The sequence below is a fragment of the Niallia sp. HCP3S3_B10 genome, assembly GCF_052064465.1.
Classification (GTDB): domain Bacteria; phylum Bacillota; class Bacilli; order Bacillales; family Cytobacillaceae; genus Niallia; species Niallia hominis.
This window is the reverse complement of record NZ_JBQHVO010000042.1, coordinates 1-17272: the sequence shown is the minus strand read 5'-3', so window position 1 is coordinate 17272 and position 17272 is coordinate 1. Positions and strand designations below refer to the sequence as shown.

At 34.6% G+C, this 17272-nt stretch carries 19 protein-coding genes; 6 read left to right on the top strand and 13 right to left on the bottom strand.

Annotated elements, in window-relative coordinates:
• Positions 1-42: 42 nt before the first annotated feature.
• The 5 genes from ACTNDN_RS16880 to ACTNDN_RS16860 all read right to left on the bottom strand — a co-directional run bounded on the left by ACTNDN_RS16880 (position 43) and on the right by ACTNDN_RS16860 (position 5649).
• Entirely contained in the window at positions 43-1653 is a 1611-nt protein-coding gene (locus ACTNDN_RS16880; protein ID WP_441131607.1) for an amidohydrolase, read from the bottom strand.
• Between the two features lie 13 nt (positions 1654-1666).
• The gene (locus tag ACTNDN_RS16875; protein ID WP_441131606.1) at positions 1667-2968 is read right to left on the bottom strand and encodes an aspartate aminotransferase family protein; all 1302 of its coding nucleotides are present in this window, start codon (positions 2966-2968) and stop codon (positions 1667-1669) included.
• A 170-nt stretch (positions 2969-3138) separates the two neighbouring features.
• Entirely contained in the window at positions 3139-3846 is a 708-nt protein-coding gene (locus ACTNDN_RS16870) for a FadR/GntR family transcriptional regulator (protein WP_051640951.1), read from the bottom strand.
• A gap of 111 nt (positions 3847-3957) precedes the next feature.
• On the bottom strand, positions 3958-4551 hold the full coding sequence (locus ACTNDN_RS16865; protein WP_031537485.1) for a class I SAM-dependent methyltransferase: 594 nt from the start codon (positions 4549-4551) through the stop codon (positions 3958-3960).
• Between the two features lie 99 nt (positions 4552-4650).
• The gene (locus tag ACTNDN_RS16860) at positions 4651-5649 is read right to left on the bottom strand and encodes a site-2 protease family protein (protein WP_441131605.1); all 999 of its coding nucleotides are present in this window, start codon (positions 5647-5649) and stop codon (positions 4651-4653) included.
• 799 nt (positions 5650-6448) lie between these two features.
• Here ACTNDN_RS16860 and ACTNDN_RS16855 point away from each other — a divergent pair.
• A complete protein-coding gene (locus ACTNDN_RS16855) occupies positions 6449-7357 on the top strand; it encodes a Gfo/Idh/MocA family protein (protein WP_441131604.1) in 909 nt (302 codons plus the stop codon).
• Between the two features lie 109 nt (positions 7358-7466).
• Here ACTNDN_RS16855 and ACTNDN_RS16850 read toward each other — a convergent pair whose 3' ends face one another.
• Together ACTNDN_RS16850 and ACTNDN_RS16845 are read right to left on the bottom strand one after the other, a co-directional pair.
• Positions 7467-8558 (bottom strand): ABC transporter ATP-binding protein, encoded by a 1092-nt coding sequence (locus ACTNDN_RS16850; RefSeq protein WP_441131603.1) that lies wholly within the window; start codon positions 8556-8558, stop codon positions 7467-7469.
• Between the two features lie 168 nt (positions 8559-8726).
• Positions 8727-8960, bottom strand: a complete 234-nt coding sequence (locus ACTNDN_RS16845; protein WP_441131602.1) for a hypothetical protein — start codon at positions 8958-8960, stop codon at positions 8727-8729.
• 461 nt (positions 8961-9421) lie between these two features.
• On the opposite strand from ACTNDN_RS16845, the gene ACTNDN_RS16840 reads away from it, so the two are divergent.
• Positions 9422-9757: a PadR family transcriptional regulator gene (locus ACTNDN_RS16840; protein ID WP_441131601.1), complete on the top strand. Its 336-nt coding sequence runs from the start codon at positions 9422-9424 to the stop codon at positions 9755-9757.
• Complete coding sequence (locus ACTNDN_RS16835; RefSeq protein ID WP_441131600.1) at positions 9750-10721, top strand: permease prefix domain 1-containing protein; 972 nt, start codon at positions 9750-9752, stop codon at positions 10719-10721. The genes ACTNDN_RS16840 and ACTNDN_RS16835 overlap by 8 nt, the downstream gene beginning before the upstream one ends.
• Positions 10722-10782: 61 nt before the next feature.
• On the opposite strand, the gene ACTNDN_RS16830 is transcribed toward ACTNDN_RS16835, so the two are convergent.
• Positions 10783-11178, bottom strand: coding sequence for a VOC family protein (locus ACTNDN_RS16830; protein ID WP_031537473.1), 396 nt, complete (start codon positions 11176-11178; stop codon positions 10783-10785).
• A 216-nt stretch (positions 11179-11394) separates the two neighbouring features.
• Between ACTNDN_RS16830 and ACTNDN_RS16825 the strand changes: the two genes are divergently transcribed.
• Both ACTNDN_RS16825 and ACTNDN_RS16820 read left to right on the top strand, forming a co-directional pair.
• Positions 11395-12273 (top strand): VanW family protein, encoded by an 879-nt coding sequence (locus ACTNDN_RS16825; protein WP_053094383.1) that lies wholly within the window; start codon positions 11395-11397, stop codon positions 12271-12273.
• Positions 12274-12345: 72 nt separating this feature from the next.
• Entirely contained in the window at positions 12346-12738 is a 393-nt protein-coding gene (locus tag ACTNDN_RS16820; protein WP_441131599.1) for a nuclear transport factor 2 family protein, read from the top strand.
• Between the two features lie 58 nt (positions 12739-12796).
• Here the strand turns inward: ACTNDN_RS16820 and ACTNDN_RS16815 are convergent, their stop codons facing one another.
• The 4 genes from ACTNDN_RS16815 to ACTNDN_RS16800 all read right to left on the bottom strand — a co-directional run bounded on the left by ACTNDN_RS16815 (position 12797) and on the right by ACTNDN_RS16800 (position 16406).
• The gene (locus ACTNDN_RS16815) at positions 12797-13780 is read right to left on the bottom strand and encodes a ring-cleaving dioxygenase (RefSeq protein WP_441131598.1); all 984 of its coding nucleotides are present in this window, start codon (positions 13778-13780) and stop codon (positions 12797-12799) included.
• Positions 13781-13971: 191 nt separating this feature from the next.
• A complete protein-coding gene (locus tag ACTNDN_RS16810; protein WP_441131597.1) occupies positions 13972-14442 on the bottom strand; it encodes a CBO0543 family protein in 471 nt (156 codons plus the stop codon).
• Between the two features lie 294 nt (positions 14443-14736).
• Positions 14737-15327 (bottom strand): cell wall hydrolase, encoded by a 591-nt coding sequence (locus ACTNDN_RS16805; RefSeq protein WP_235251501.1) that lies wholly within the window; start codon positions 15325-15327, stop codon positions 14737-14739.
• Between the two features lie 173 nt (positions 15328-15500).
• Positions 15501-16406, bottom strand: a complete 906-nt coding sequence (locus tag ACTNDN_RS16800; protein ID WP_031537466.1) for a C39 family peptidase — start codon at positions 16404-16406, stop codon at positions 15501-15503.
• A gap of 177 nt (positions 16407-16583) precedes the next feature.
• On the opposite strand from ACTNDN_RS16800, the gene ACTNDN_RS16795 reads away from it, so the two are divergent.
• Positions 16584-16877: an AbrB/MazE/SpoVT family DNA-binding domain-containing protein gene (locus ACTNDN_RS16795; protein ID WP_441131596.1), complete on the top strand. Its 294-nt coding sequence runs from the start codon at positions 16584-16586 to the stop codon at positions 16875-16877.
• Between the two features lie 111 nt (positions 16878-16988).
• Here the strand turns inward: ACTNDN_RS16795 and ACTNDN_RS16790 are convergent, their stop codons facing one another.
• On the bottom strand, positions 16989-17168 hold the full coding sequence (locus tag ACTNDN_RS16790; RefSeq protein WP_031537463.1) for a DUF2933 domain-containing protein: 180 nt from the start codon (positions 17166-17168) through the stop codon (positions 16989-16991).
• Between the last annotated feature and the right edge of the window lie 104 nt (positions 17169-17272).

Genomic DNA, 17272 nt, shown 5'->3' with positions numbered 1-17272 from the left:
CGGTTCCTCCGATGTAAGCACGAGAACCGTCACTTTTCCCCCTTATTTCATCACTGCAACTGGATTTTCATATACTATTTCTCCATTGATTACGGTTTGTTTAATCGGGATGTCTTTGATGTGGTCTGGTTTTGTATTTAGAATAGATCCCTCTAGAATGACAAAATCCGCTAGCTTTCCTGGCTCAATGCTTCCTTTCATTTCTTCTTCAAATGATGCGTAGGCTCCATTTATAGTAAAGATACGAATAGCATCTTCTAGAGAACTACATTCTTTTTCCCCAATAATCGTTCCATTTTTTGTTTTGCGAGTAACAATTTCTTGTATGCCTAATAGTGGTTCGAAGTCTGTAATTGGGCTATCTGATCCAGCTGCCACCTTTACTCCATGTTCTAGGTAGGATTGGGAGGGAAACATCCACTCTGCCTTCGAGCCAATATATTTTACATATTCATCCCCAAAATCATAAAAGAAAGCTGGATTTATGACAATGACGGCATTCAACTTCTTTATTCGTTCCACCAGTTCTGGATTACATACAGAGGCATGTTCAATGCGATGGCGGTGATTTTCTCGAGGGAATTCGTTCACCACATGCTCGATACAATTTACCATCATTTCTACTGCTCCATCGCCAATCGCATGGGCAGTAATTTGACAGCCGGCATTGTGGGGGCGTTCCATTATGGTATTGACATCATCTTGGCTTTTATACAAAATGCCTTTATTAGTTGGATCTGTTACATATCCCTCACTCATAGCAGCAGTTTGCCCTGTGATACTTCCATCTAAAAACAATTTACTAGGACCGATTTTAAACCTTTCATTGCCTAAACCTGTTAAAATGCTTGCATCTAATGTCTTATCAATAGCATCTGAAGAGTTATCAAAAGATACAATGGACGTATATATTCGTAATTTAAAGTCTGCGTCTTTCGCTACTTTTTGCAAATAAAGGAGATGGTCACTTCCTTTTCCTCCCATATCATGAACACTTGTAATACCTGCTTGCATATAGTCTTTCGCTGCCAAATGTAAGCCAGAAAAAACTTCTTGTTCTGTATAAACATCTTGATCGATAACTAGCATACGGGCTGCTTCCTTTAAAACGCCTGTTACTGCACCATCGACTCTTTCAATTTCGCCTCCTTCTGGATTCAGCGATTCAGCAGTGATCCCGCCAATTTCTAAAGCCTTACTATTCGCAGCAATTACATGCCCACATGACCTTTGAATATAGATAGGATGCACAGTAGAGACAGAATCTAACTCTTTTTTATTAGGCATACGATTTTCTGCAACATTATTATCGTTATACGCCCAGCCTCTCACCCAGCTTCCCTCAGGTGTTAGTTCTGCCTTCGCCTTAAGCAATTCCAACACCTCATCAATCGACTTACAGGCTTTTAAATTTGTTGACACCTTTGTCAGTCCAAAATTAAGAAGATGAAGATGGGCATCAATAAATCCAGGCAATAACGAATTTCCATTAAGATCTATGACAGTGGTTTCCATTCCAATCCAATTGTTTATTTCTTCATTAGATCCGACAGCAGTAATTTTATTGTCTACAACCGCCACTGCTTCATAAACGGAAAACATATCATCCACCGTAATAATTTCACCATTTATATATACTAAAGAAGCTTTCATTTTTTCTCCTCCTTCACCCACTAATCTTAGGAAGAATAACAGAATAAGCTTCATCCAATGACGTACGAATAATCGAGATTGCTTCATCAATTTCTGCTTTTTTCACAATAGTTGGAGGAATAAAGCGAATGACATTCTTATCCACCCCACATACTAGTAGCAATAACCCTTTATCTAATGCCTTTTCTTGAAGGATACCAGCTACTTTTTTATCAGGCTCTCCGTTTTCATCAAAAAACTCTATACCAATCATTAACCCTTTTCCACGGATATCTACTATTCTTGTAAATTCTGTCCGCAGTCCTTCTAGCTTCTCGATAAAGTAGTCTCCCATTAGAGCAGCATTTTCGATTAATCCTCCTTCTAGCAGGTCGATTACTGCTAAAGCAGCTGCACAGGATACAGGATTCCCTCCATAAGTTCCACCATGAGACCCTTCTTCCCATTGATCCATTATTTCTTTTTTCGCAATCATGGCACTCAGTGGAAATCCATTAGCAATTCCTTTTGCTGCTGCCATAATGTCAGGCTTTATGCCGTAATGCTCCCATGCAAACATTTTTCCAGTACGTCCAAATCCTGTCTGCACTTCATCAAAAATAAGCATAATTCCATGTTTGTCACAAATTGCTCGAATTTCTTTGATAAATTCCAATGGCGGAACAATATACCCTCCTTCCCCTTGGATAGGCTCTAATATAATTGCCGCAACTTGATCGGGAGCAATTAAATAAGAAAAGATATCCTCTAAGCTCTTCAAACAACGTTTTACTTCATCGCCTTCTGAAAAACCGGAGCGTAAAGCATAAGGGTATTCTGCATAATAGACACTTGGCAGTAAACCTTCATAGTTTTTTCGATAATGGGAACTAGAAGCTGTTATACTAGTTGCGCCCATTGTTCTTCCGTGAAAGCTTCGTTTAAAGGAAATAATACCTGGTCGCTTTGTGACCCGCTTCGCTAGTTTTATCACACCTTCAACTGCTTCTGCTCCACTATTTGAAAAATAAACTTTATAATCTCCTCCCATTAACGCAACTAACTTCTCCGCTAATTCTACATATGAGGGATAGTAGACAATGTTATGGCAACCATGTACTAAAGAATCAATTTGTTTTTTTGCCTGCTCATTTACATAGCGATGATTATGCCCTACATTTGTAACACCAATGCCACTCCCAAAGTCTAAATACTTCTTCCCGTTTTCATCATATAAATACATTCCTTCTGCCTTCACAATCCCTAATTCTGTAATTCTTTTTCCCACTGGTGGAATGACAGATTGTGCTCTTTCAGATAAAGACCTTGATTCCATTAGGCAAAACTCCCTTAACTCAATTTTTAACTGGTACTACCGGTTGGATAACCTTAATATAAAGCACTACTTATCCCTCTGCAATCAATCGGTAATATAATCTGACACACTTTTTTATAATTTTCTGATTTTTTACCAATAAAAAAATAAACCAATAGCGTTCCACTGGTTTATTCCAAAGTACTATTCACTTGCTTTCCTGCGTTTTCTAACAGATGAATATCTTCCTTGACTGTATTTAGATGCTGCTTCATTACTATTACTGCTCTCTTTTCATCCCTTGTTTGTATTGCTTCAATCATTTCTAAATGCTGCTTTTGCGCCAATTCAATACTTGCCGGATTAATCTTTGTCAAATAAACAACTTGATCAGATAAGTCGGAAAAGGATTTGGTTAATATATAAAATAATTCATTGGGTACCGATTTTGCTAGCTCCATATGAAATTTTGCATCTAATTGAACATATTGATCCACGAAAAAACGATTTTGCTCCATTTCTTCATAAACAGATTTCAATCTATCTATATTTTCCTGTGTAGCATAGATCGATGCCCTTTGAATAATAGAAATTTCTAGTACTTCACGAACCTCTAGTATATGGCGAATACCAGATAAAGACTTATCGACAAATCGACTTAAGGTATCTGCTACAACAGAAGTTTCTGGTTTCTTTACATAGGCTCCCTTGCCAACATGTACTTGTACGTAACCTTTTTCCTTTAATATTTTTATTGCCTCTCTTACAACATTTCTACTTACTTGGTAATAAGTCGCTAGTTCCCTTTCGGACATTAGTTTTGAACCAACTTTTAATTCCCCATTTAAAATACTATTCTCAATTGTTTTTACAATATCATTATAAAGAGCCTCGTTCATGCTGTTTACCACCTTTTACGAGAACATTTTCATCCTACCGGTAATACCGGTTTATTCTGAATATTATTACTTTAACATTTTTTCCCGCATCTGCCTAGCAATCACTTTGGTTTACGTTAAATGAACGCACTCTACTACGATAAATAGTCCTTTATAATAATACTTTATTTCTTTAATCTGTAATCCAGCGTTTTTGATTATTTCTACCGTATTTCTATTTAAATGGCAGCCATCACAAATTTTTTTCCATAGTGGTGTTAAAAGATCTTGTGTCTTTGCCAGTACAGCATTCTCCATTTTCACATGCTCAAAGAAGTAAAAGGTTGCATTTGGTTTACTTACGCGAATCATTTCTTTCAATGCCGCTTCAGGGTTAGGAATCGTACAAAAAACAAGAGTAGAAATGACATAATCAAACGTTTGATTAGGAAAAAGAAGCTGTTCTGCCTTTTGCTCATGACAAAAAATTGGCACAGATGCCTTCTCTAATTGTTTTTTTGATTTCTTTATCATAGAAGGATTCGGTTCAATCGCATCTACTCGCTCCACATCTCGATAGAACGAGAAATTTATCCCCGAACCAGAGCCGATTTCCAACACTCTTCCCTTTACTTTGCTGAGCAGTTCTTTTCTTATTGTGTAAAATCTTCCCTTTTCTAACGGCTTCATTCCAAAATCATATACATATGGAAACAAATTCCCCATGCTACTGCCTCCTTCGTTACCTTTATTATACCTTAAAAGGAAAACACACAGAGGGACGGTTCTTATGTAATAGTACTCATTAGAACCGTCCCTCTATGTTCAATATTTCTTTAATTTCAAGTAATAAGAATGAAGTGGATGTTTATTCGCATATCTGGATATTTTGTAGTTTTTTAATTCTGTATGTTTTACTAAATTGCACTCTATTATTGTATATAATAAGCGCTCAGCAGGAATTCTATTACGTAGTTGCATGGTACTGATAGAATCAAAATTCGCAATAAACCAAGGGATAAATTGTTGGATTTCCTTTGAATTCACTTGTTTATTTTTCCCATTATATTCTATTACTCTTTGAATTATTGCGAGCGTATGCGAATCAATTGCTTTATTCGATAAAGTATCTCCTATATAGGAATGAAAAAGATTTTCCAGAAAAGAATTTACTCTCTTATTAACAACCAACTCCTCTGAAAATACGCCTGCTGCTTGCATTGGATTCTTTTGGATAAACCGAAATTTCGTAAAATCACTAGGATGGATAAATTGTGCTAAAAGAATCAGGAAGTTATAGAAAAAGAAAAGATAGCCAATTTCAACTGTAATAGGGTGAAACAATAATAATATTCCTATTAAAACAGAAAATAAATTAGCAAATATTCCACCGAATGATATATAGAAAAAATCTTTTTCGAAGAAGCGGTTAAGCTTTTCTCTAGAAGTGATTACTTCATTAAAGTTCAGCATAACAAATCCGCCGGAAAGCAGTTGAAATGGTCGCAATCTAAAATTTCGAAAAGTATTATTATAAGCTTCCATACAACCTGCTTTAAAAATTCTAAATGGATATGCCAATTGACGTGCCATTAAAAGATGTCCCATTTCATGAAGTAAAACAGAAAAGATATAAATAATCAAACATTTTCCAAGAAAAGTAAAAATGGAAAAATCCACCTTCCCAAAAACAGATTGGAGCATTAAAAAGTAGCCTATCGACCCAATGATAATCATTGTCATCATCAAAATAACAATTAGGATATTCCACCTTGAAGAATATTCAACTGTTTTATCCCACACATAGTCAGCAGAACTCGACATGTTTTCACATTTATCTATGAGTTACCCATCTCCTTTATCGTGTCTGTGTGAATATAAAAGCTTTCCACTCATCATCCTTTTAAATATGTCATACTTCTTTCATATATGAATTTTAAAAATATATAGTTTCCTCATAAGTATGTCTCTTTATCATTTACTGGCTTACCCCTTTAACATTTTAGAATCAAAAAGATTTGATAATCCAAGAAATAACCCTAGAACAACTCCCAATTGTAAATTACTGAAAGTGTAAATTTCAGATAATAAAAAGCTTATTATTCCACATAAGAAGAAAACAATAGAAAATATTGCTTTTTCCTTCCCTGAATCATTTATTTTCCCATGTAATTTTTCCATCCATGAAAGTTTTTTATACAAGGAAATAAACATAATCCTTATTAAAAGGTAAATTGGTATAGCAATAAGCAATATCACGAATAAATCCAAAAAGAATTCCATTTCTTCTGCTCACTTTCCAATTTTCAGATAATAAAAATGATAGGTTCATGAATAATATAATTATATCTGAAAATGCGTCTTCCATTCGTCTAACTTATTTTTAAATGTTATAAATATTCATATTATTATAACCCTTTTTTAGTAAAAAAAAATAAGTCTTTTTGATTATTTTTACTATTTACTGGAATTTGCGGGGATTTTACTTACTTTATTAACATCATTAACTACCTCCGAAAAAGAGTATGCATCAAATATCTCTGCTTTCCTATCCTTGGTTGCAAAACATTCTTTATACTATACTAATAAATAAGTTACATACATAATGAAAGAGGTGAATACATTGAAGATCGGTCTTATTGGATTAGGAGATATTGCGAAGAAAGCGTATTTACCTGTGCTATCTGAAAAAGTAGGGATAGAGCTCGTTCTTTGTACAAGAAATGAGGAGACACTAAACAAGCTATCAAAGAAATATAGAATAGAAGAAAAGGTTCAAACAGTAGAGCAACTCATTAGCAAAAATATTGAAGCGGCTTTTGTTAGCACCGCTACTGAAGCACATTTTGAGATAGCGAAAGAATTATTGGCGCATGGTATCCATGTATATATTGATAAACCCATTTCAATGGATTATGAGGAAACAGAAAAAATTGTCAATCTAGCAAAACAAACGGGCAAAATAGCGATGGTTGGATTCAACAGAAGATTTATCCCCAAAGTGAAGGAATTAAAAGAAAATGGGAAGGCAAATCTCATTCTTATGCAAAAGAATCGCTACGCTATGCCAGACTATATAAGAAGATTTGTTGTCGAAGATTTTATTCATGTAGTAGATACGCTTAGATTTTTAATGAATACGGAAGTAAAAGATGTAAAGGTTGAATGCCTGAAAGAAGGCAAAACACTTAATAGCTTAGTTATCCAAATGATTGGGGAGGGCTGTATTGCAATTGGAATAATGAACCGAAATGGTGGCGTAACCGAAGAAATCATTGAATATTCCACAGGCAAAGATAAGTATGTCGTAAACAGCCTTGTGGAAACAACCCACTTCCATAACAAAGAAATCCACATTTCTAAATTTGGAGACTGGGAACCAACACTATATAAACGCGGATTCTATCAGATCATTGACCATTTTATTGATTGCATTCAAAACAATAAAGTCCCAGAACCATCAATGGACGACTCATTAAAAACACATGAGATTTGCGAAATGATAGTTAGGGAAGCAGAGGAACGGTTCTAACTTCTAACCTCCCTACTTCATAAAGGCATCTATCCCTTTAATGGTATAGATGCCTTCTTATTGCAAATATTCCAGGGAAGCAAGAAAACAATGCCCTTCTCACGATTCCCTATATTTTTTCATCTGTTTCTTTATGGAAAAAATGGCATTTATCCATGTCCAAGTAAAATGGAATGGTTTCTCCTGGTTTTACGTTGGTACTGCCGTCTACTTTTGCTACATAGGAATTGTCTTTGCCGATGGAAGAATAAAGGAGGGTTTCTGCTCCCATTAGTTCCACCACATCAACCTTTGCATTTACTTGTGCATAGGATTGATGATCATTTTGTTTTACATAAATATTCTCTGGTCTGATACCAAGAATAATATCCTGTCCAGATTTATTTATTCCCTTTAATTTTTCTACCTTTTCCTCTGGCAAATGAATGATCTCTCCCTCTGTGAGAAAGGAATTTCCTTCGATTCTACCTGTAAAGAAATTCATTGCAGGTGATCCAATAAATCCTGCAACAAAAACATTAACTGGATCATCATAAACCTCTTTTGGTGTCCCTACTTGTTGAATCACGCCATCTTTCATTACAACTAATCGAGTCGCCATCGTCATCGCTTCTGTTTGGTCATGTGTTACATAAATCGTTGTCGTCTGCAGTCTTTGATGGAGCTTTGATATTTCTGCACGCATTTGCACACGGAGTTTTGCGTCTAGATTGGAAAGTGGTTCATCCATTAAAAATACCTTGGCATCTCTGACAATCGCCCGCCCTAAAGCAACACGCTGCCGCTGCCCTCCAGAGAGAGCTTTTGGCTTTCTTTTTAAATATGGTTCTAATCCAAGCATCTTAGCGGCTTCCTCCACGCGTCGCTTTATCTCCTCTTTAGGAAATTTGCGAAGCTTCAGTCCAAATGCCATATTATCAAAGACATTCATATGAGGATATAAGGCATAATTTTGGAAAACCATGGCGATATCTCGATCTTTAGGGGCAATATCATTTACTAATTCATCATCAATATAAAATTCACCCTTCGAGATTTCCTCTAGCCCTGCCACCATTCTCAATGTCGTCGATTTACCACATCCAGAAGGTCCTACAAATACGATAAATTCTTTATCTTTAATATGTAAATTAAAATCTTTCACTGCTGCCAAATCTTTATCGTATATTTTGTAAATATGCTTTAAGTTTAATTCAGCCATACTATTCCTCCTAATAACATCCTAAAACGGGATTTTTTCTTTACTTCTAAGAGTTCGCTTCCTTGCAATCACCGCTAATCTAGATGTTTTTTAAGCAGAGGTATAGCATCAGTATCTGCTCTTTTTTGCAAGTAATACAACATTTATATTCTATGAATCAAATAATGATTACATGGAAGCATAATATTCCCTTAAATCTATCGGTAACCCAGTGTCCTGCGATTTATTTGCCGCGAGCGTAGTAGCCAGTGTTTGAATACCATTTTCATAGGATGAAAGGATTAACTCAGGCTGATTATAAGTGATTGCTTTGATAAAAGCTTGATCCTGTGCCTCATAATAATTTAACGTTGGTCGAAGGTAATTGTTGAATAAAGGAACTGCATAAATTACCGATTGCATCAGACTATCTTACAAGACTTATGCATCTACCTATTACCCTATAACCTAAGAACTCTACTTTTGGGGTTTTATCATAAATATTAGTGGAGAAGTAGTTGGTAATAACAAGCTGTTTCCTACTCACTAGAATCATTGAGTTCTTGTTTTAAGGAATATTTAAGCCACTATTAATAAACATGAATTTTTGTTAAGTATGTGTAAAAGGATAAATTTCCAGACATCTTGGTTACAACGGTAAGTGCAATTATAGGCATCTTCGGTTAACGAAGGTGCTTTTCTATTGGAAAAAAATCGTAAAACAACTAGTGCTAGAACAAATAATCCTCTTCCCTCCAAAAAGATTCAGTTGCTGAACTAAAATTTTTTAACATTTTACTTCACCTGTCGTAGTATATATGGTAAAGTAAAATTACTACGACAGACATAGTATGATAAGTGAAGTATTAGAAAGGAGGGATTTTGTGATAAGCAGTGATGTCATACGAGGATATAATGACACCATTATTCTTTTTTTCCTATTGGAAAAGGATTCTTATGGTTATGAGATCTCCAAAGATATACGAACACGAACAAATGAAAAATACATTATTAAAGAAACAACTCTATACTCAGCCTTTAGCAGATTGATTAAGAATAACTATATTAACTCCTATTACAAAGAAGGCGAATATGGAAAAAGAAGGACTTACTACACCATTACTGCAGAAGGAAGAAAGTATTATCAGGAAAAATGCCAAGAATGGGCCGTTACACAGGAAGTAATTAACCTATTTATTAAGGAGGGATATAATGAATAGCATCATTAATTATTTAGACAATGTCTTTGCTAACTTGCCGAAAACTTCCGAAATGGAAAAGCTGAAACAAGAAATGCTTTCAAACATGGAGGAAAAATACTATGAATTAAAAGAAGCAGGTAAAACAGAAAATGAAGCAATTGGAATTGTAATATCAGAATTTGGAAATATTGATGAACTACTAAACGAATTAGGCATTTCATTAAACGAAGCAAAGTCACAAGAACGACAACTCTCAGAAGACGAAGTGAATCATTTTTTTCAGCAAACAGCAAAAGCGATGAACTTGATTGGGATTGGTGTTTTCCTTTGCATACTTGGTTCTGCCCTACTAGTTCTCTTTACAGAGTTATATGACAATGGTTTTCTAAATGGTGTTACAGAAAACACAGCAGCGTTAATCGGTGTAGCGCAATTACTTCTATTTGTTGCAATTGCCGTGAGTTTATTCATTTATAGTGGTCAACTATTAGAGAAGTTCAAATTCATCGAAAAAAAGGGAACCTTCTCCCTTCCTCTTCATTTGGTTAAAAAAATTGAGATGCAAAAAGAAGCCTATCAACCAATCTTTTTTCGTTCAATAATCATTGGTGTTTCCCTTTGTATTTTATCACCCGTCGTTTTATTAGTGACGATTGCCATAAATGAATCAGCAACAACCTATGGTGTTTGTGTTCTACTATTTCTTATCGCAATAGCTACTTACCTCTTTATTATAAGTGGCGCCAAAAAGGACGCCTACGCAAAACTATTAAGGGAAGAATCGTTTTCCATTGAAAAGAAGCAGGAAGATAAAGTAATCGGTGCCTTCGCAGCAATCATCTGGCCACTTGCCACCGCCATTTTCTTATTCACTGGATTTGTGTACGAAAATTGGCATATAAATTGGATTATATTTCCGATAGCAGGTCTATTAATGGCCATGTTTGGTGGAGCCTATTCGATTATGAAAAAAGAAAATTAAAGAAAACATAGGGACGGTGCTGGTAGTGACTTGTCCTCCAAGTACCGTCCCTATTGGTCAATTATTTGGCATTTTCATCTGGTTGATGAATGCCAAATATATTTCCTTCCGTATCTGTATAGTAACCTTGCCATGCCATACCAGGAAGTGCATGCTTAGGAAGCGCGATGGTTCCTCCATTTTCAAGAATTTTTGTTTCTGTGGAATCATAGTCTTCCACCCCCATTGTACAAGCATACCCATTTACAGCTTGATTTTTATCTGTGAGAGGAACGGAGCGTTTTATTAAAGCACCATTAATTCCCATCTCGCTTTCATCGCCGGTTACTGCCCCAAAATAAGGCATACCAGCATAATCACTCCAATCTTCAAATTTCCAATCAAAAACTTCTCCATAGAACTTTTTAGCGCGTTCCATGTTATCTACGTGAATTTCGAAATGAATTGGTCTCCCCATTTATTCGGACCTCCTATTTTAATGAATCTTCTGATTTACTTCTATTAAAAGCCGCGAACTCCTTCCCATTATTGTAAATATTCTATTTATTTATACATGAGACGCAGGAAATAGTACTTCCCTAATTTCTTCTAATGATTTTACAAATAAATACATTAAATGGAGGAACGGACACATATTAAGAATAACAAAGATTATAACGGAGGTTTGTCATCTATGAATTCCCATCTATTACTTGGACTCATTCTATTCTTTCATGCCGTGCTTATACCTAGTACTTATTTTAGTATAATCAAAAGTCATCCTTCCCAACAACAGGTTAAGGAACAAGACTTTTTGTGGAAATCTCCTAGTTTACCTGTGATAGACACAGAAGAATTCACTAAAGTTATGGATGAATTAGATAACGAGGTTTACATTGCGCCAAAGGATGCCATTGTTAATCAGTATGGGAGTATCGTTCCTGAGCAAGTTGGCTATCGCTTGCATCGGGAGAAATTTATCAGACAAATGTATGCGCATTATTTTAATGATACTTCCAGTAAACAAGAACTTCCCCTTCAAGTAATTTATCCTAAAGTAGATAGTGAGCTTCTAGATAGTATTCGAAGAAAAAAAATCGGCAGATATATAACCTCCTTTAACAGTAATAACAAAGAACGAAGCATGAATATTTCGCTAGCTACAGAGGCAATTAATAATAGCGTTATTTTTCCAAACGAAAAATTTTCTTTTAATCAGATTGTTGGAAAAAGAACGGTAGAAAAGGGATATTTACAAGCTCCTGTCATCATAAATGGAAAGTTTTCGGAAGATATTGGTGGTGGGATTTGCCAAGTATCCTCTACTCTATTTAATGCGGTTGACAATGCTGGATTAAAGATTATTCAACGCTATTCACACAGTAGAAGTATTCCATACGTCCCTCCTAAACGAGATGCAACGGTTAGTTGGGATGGACCAGATTTTGTTTTTGAAAATAACTATGAAAGACCCATACTAATCCGCGCTAAAATGCTAGGTAATCATTTACTCATTGAACTATTTTCGGCTGAAACGATTTCCTATCAGCCTAGAAATGTTCCATACCTTTAAAATTTACTTAATTGACATAACCATATACATGCCTTAAACTTCTAAGCATTCATAAGGAAAGGATGTTATTGGATGAACAAGCAGCAAACATCGACTCCATCTCAAAAGGATATAGCCATTTCCTTTTTAATGCTTGTAGCAACAGGAAAAGTTCGCGAAGCGTTTCATAGCTACATAGGTCCTGACTTTCGCCATCATAATCCCTTCTTTAATGGCGATGCAGATTCATTAATGATCGCCATGGAGGAAAATGCCAAGCAAAGTCCTAATAAGAAAGTAGAGAGCAAGCTAGTTATCGAAGAGGATGATAAAGTAGTGGTGTATTCCCATATAAAGCAACATCCAGAGGATTTAGGAGGAGCAGTGGTGCATATCTTTCGCTTCCAAAACGACCAGATTGTTGAATTGTGGGATATTGGCCAGCCTATCCCAAAGGATTCACCGAATAAGAATGGAATGTTCTAAAAAAAGAGGGACGATTCTCGTGTGTATAAACAACACAAGAATCATCCCCTTATCCCTCTTACAAGTATTCTTTTTTTATTTCTACGTTACTACGAACCGTATCAATAGGTCGAACGAGCTGTTCGATCTTTTCTCTATTAGATTCAAGGAATGGTGGTAAGGATAATTTTTCGCCAAGCGTTTCGTAAGGCTCATCCCCCATGAAGCCGGGGCCATCTGTTGCTAATTCAAATAGGATTTGCGGTGCAACATTAGAGTATAGAGAACCGAAATAATAACGTTCTACAAATCCAGAATTCGGTAATTTAAAACTGCTCAAACGCTCTTGCCATTGATCTAATTCTGCACGATCTTCCACGCGGAAAGCCGCATGGTGAACTGTTCCAAATCCTTGTCGTGCCTGTGGAAGAATCGTATTGAATTCCACAATGACTTGTGCACCATTTCCCCCTTCTCCCATTTCAAATAGATGGAAGTCCCCTTCTTGTGCAACCTCATTCATCAAGAATACCTTTTCTAATACTTCCTTTACATAGTCAAGATAAGCAGTTCGTACAAATATTGGTCCTAGCCCAGTGATTGCAAATTCCAATGGAACTGGGCCATTTTGCCATGGCGTACCTGCTGCAACCCCTTCATTCTGTTCATCGGAAATCAGTTGATATTGCTGATCATCAAAATCTACGAAAGACAATGTCTTTTTGCCAAACTGTTCTTGAATTCCTTTATGCTTCACTTCATACTTATCAAAGCGTTTGACCCAATATTCAAGAGCAGCATCAGTCGGCACGCGGAATGATGTTTTCGAGATTTCATTTGTACCATGCACCCCTTTTGGTATCCCAGGGAAATCAAAAAATGTCATATCTGTACCAGGGCTTCCCACATCATCTGTAAAGTATAAGTGATAGGTTTGAATATCATCTTGATTGACCGTTTTCTTTACTAATCGAAGTCCTAAAACGTATGTGAAAAATTCATAGATTTTTTCTGCACTACTTGTGATTGCTGTAATATGATGAAGTCCTTTTAGTTCATTCATTCGCCTTTTCCTCCTAAAAATTATCTCGAAATTGAGATATTTATATAAAAATTATTTTTAATTAAGATATCTTTAATTCGAAATAATTCTAGCATCTAATAGAATTTTCGTCAATAGGGCAGAAAAACAATCCTATTGTAAACTCCCTAACATGTTCTTCTATTTACCAACCCTTACTCTCCCTGTACCTTCTATCTCCACGTTTCCTTTTTATCTAAGTATCTTATTAACCCAAAGAATCCTCTGATTGTAAATAAAGTGAAATTCACACTTGCAAAAGTATGTAGTGGTGACCATTTCTTCCATTTGAATAATTTGCTGTTTTTCTCAAAGAACCATTGGCCAAAGCTCATCGGAACGCTAAACACAAGACTTTTCAATAGTTTCATTCCTAAGCGGTCCCGCTCCGTCATTTTTACCCAAAGTACACTTAATAAGGGAAAAAACAATACATCATAAATGATATTTGTTTTAAAGATCTTCGGAAAAGGACGTACTGGATAGGCAATTTTATTTGTCCCTACAACATAAGCATCTATTAAAGTTGCAAGAACACCTTTCGCGAAAAATATTAAGAAATTCTCTCTTCTCTTGCCTCTAAACAAAAATGGAACAGTTGCCACACAACCAGCTGTTAACATGCGCAATAATATTTTCTCCATGGATAATCCCCTGCTTTCAAGATTAAGATTCTATCTTAATCTCCCCATTTAGTCATAAAATATTCGGTTAAAATAACATTCTCCTAAATTATGCATACCTTTCTTTTCCATTTAAGAATCATTAAAATCATCTTAGTTCTCTTTCAAATAAAATCACATCTAAAAAGCTCCTGTTATTTAATGCTTAAAAAATCCTTTCAATATCACCACTTAAAAGACAATCTACTAAGCATTTGTGAATTTTATGTGCATTTAAAGGGTTTCCCTTTGTGTTTCAAGCACACTTATTTTTAATTACTTTGCAAACGTGTGATTACCAATTCTTACGGTAACTTCTTTTGTTAGAATCCACTCACTTTTTGCTGTTTGGGGATTGTAAAAATACAGGGATCCACTCCCTTTTCCTCTATATGCTACTGCCTCATCTACTGCTCTATAATCTATAGTGGTTGGATTATTATTTATTTTTCCATTTTGAACTGGAGAAAAAGCATAATAGCCATTTGAACGTTCATAAATTACTTCTCTTATTGTTTTTGGGAAAAGGTCACTATCTACACGATTTAAAACTACAGTCGCTACTGCAACTTTTCCAGCATAAGGTTCTCCTTGTGCTTCGGCAAAAATCAATTGAGCTAATAAAGTTCTTTCACTTGCGGTAATTGGTTCTGGTAAACTTAATCGTTGCCCTACATTTAATTTATTATCTTTTAAATTATTTGCTATTTGTATAGAACCTATAGGAACTCCACTTTGCTGACTTATTTTCCATAGAGTGTCTCCAGATTTTACTGTATAAAGAGACGATGCTTCTGTATTTACTCCAAAAAAGGATGACAATAATATTACTAGAAACACAGAATATAAAAATTTATTCGATTTCATATAAACCTCCTAGTATTAATGTCCACAGGAATCATATTATCAACGAAACTATCTATTTACTACCTCCAATATTTTCCCATTCACTTTAAGACGATATTATTAAGATTTCTTAAATGTGGCACATGTTTCCACTTGAACTTTTACACTATTAATAAATCAAGAATCTATTATTCTTAATCATACTTTAAGGAAAGAGCTTGACTCCCCATTTGTTTCCACGCATCTATAAAAGGACCTAATGGTTCTTTTTTGTTTTTTTCACCACTAATGGGATCATTAAAATATACAAAAGATTCATCATATCCTGTAATTAACACCGAATGTTCTTTATACGTTATTTTAACTTTTCCATTTGGTGTCTCCCATTCTTCAAAGGAGGAGTTAGGTAATTTTTGATAGGTTGTATTCGTTATTATCCAAACCGGCCTGTCCTTTGAAAGATATAATTTTAGTTCCTCAAACTGTTTTCCTGTTAGATTATCTATTTTGTTTGGTAAATACTCTTCCGCCAACTCTATTATAGGCCTGTGATAAACTCCATAGCCTGGTTTACTATAAGAATACATATCTCCAATATATCCATCATTGGGATCTCCCCAATGTATCTTTCCATTTTTAGTTGATAATGGGGTCTTATCTCTTTCTATTTTTTTAGCAAGTTCCATTTTATCTGTTTTAACTTGATAATATTGTAAGAACATTGCTAAGCTAGTCACTTCACAGCCCCTAGGTAACTCAGGAAACTGCTTAATTATAGGTGCATCTAGTAAAATTTCCTTCTTAATTGTATCAGCTTTTTTAGATGGTTGATTTACTTCCTTAATTATGTCCTTAACTTCTTTAGGCTCTTCTTCTCCCTTTTTCATCATAAATTCCGGTAGTGGTATATCTACAATTACATCCTTACGTAAAATCCTCTTTAGTTTGCCATTATCAATACTAAATAAAGAAACTAATATAATTAAATACAAAGTAGTAAGAGAAATTATAACTATATTAGTTCTTTTTACAAGTAATATTATTAAAACACTTGTAATCAACAAACTTATCATAATTAAGATAATAAACTGAAGTTTCATCACTATTCTCCTAACAACTTAATAATAATAACTTAATACCTTAGTAGTTTAAGTTTATAATCAAATCATCAAAAAAGTATGGAGAAAGAAGGTCATCTTAAATCTGCACAATTTCTTCAATAATGACTTCTATAATAGAAAAAAATATTATTCAAGAGAAATTAAAAAGGTGTGGAAATGACTGTGTATAAAAGGAGAATTTATAATAATGGACAAATTGCTGTTCCTAAAAAATTACAGCAACAGTTGAACTTTAATGCCGGAGACCTTTTATTTATATATATACTAGACAAATCCATCATAATAAAAGCAAACCATGATAATAAAGATTTAAATCAATGTTATTTAAGTGGAAATCGTATTTCTATACCTAAGGAAATAAGAAATATACTTGGAATAACAAGTGAAACACCACTTATTATGGGTATTACAGATGATAAAAATGGAGTTTTTATAGAGATTGAAATGTAATACAATGAATTTTTATCCTTCAATTTTTTCTTAATAATTGAGAAAAACAAAAAAGAACACCTTAAGTGGAGTCAAAACTTAAGGTGTTCTTTTGTTATATTACAAATATCATCATTTAGGCGAAAGTTCATTTAGTTTTCTATGCAATTCCCTATTTTCATTTTCTAATTTAATGACTCTTTCATCTAATTTATTATTATTCCTATTATGACTATGTCCTCCATGACTTTTCATCATAAATAACATCATAATTGGGCATACAAGTACTAGCAAAATAGATAACCATTCCATTTTTATCACTCCTTGTAACTGCTAAACTAAAATCAACAGTTTCCGCCAGATAGAATTGAACACTTTTTTATCAAAATAACCACCAGTTAGTCTATTATGATTTT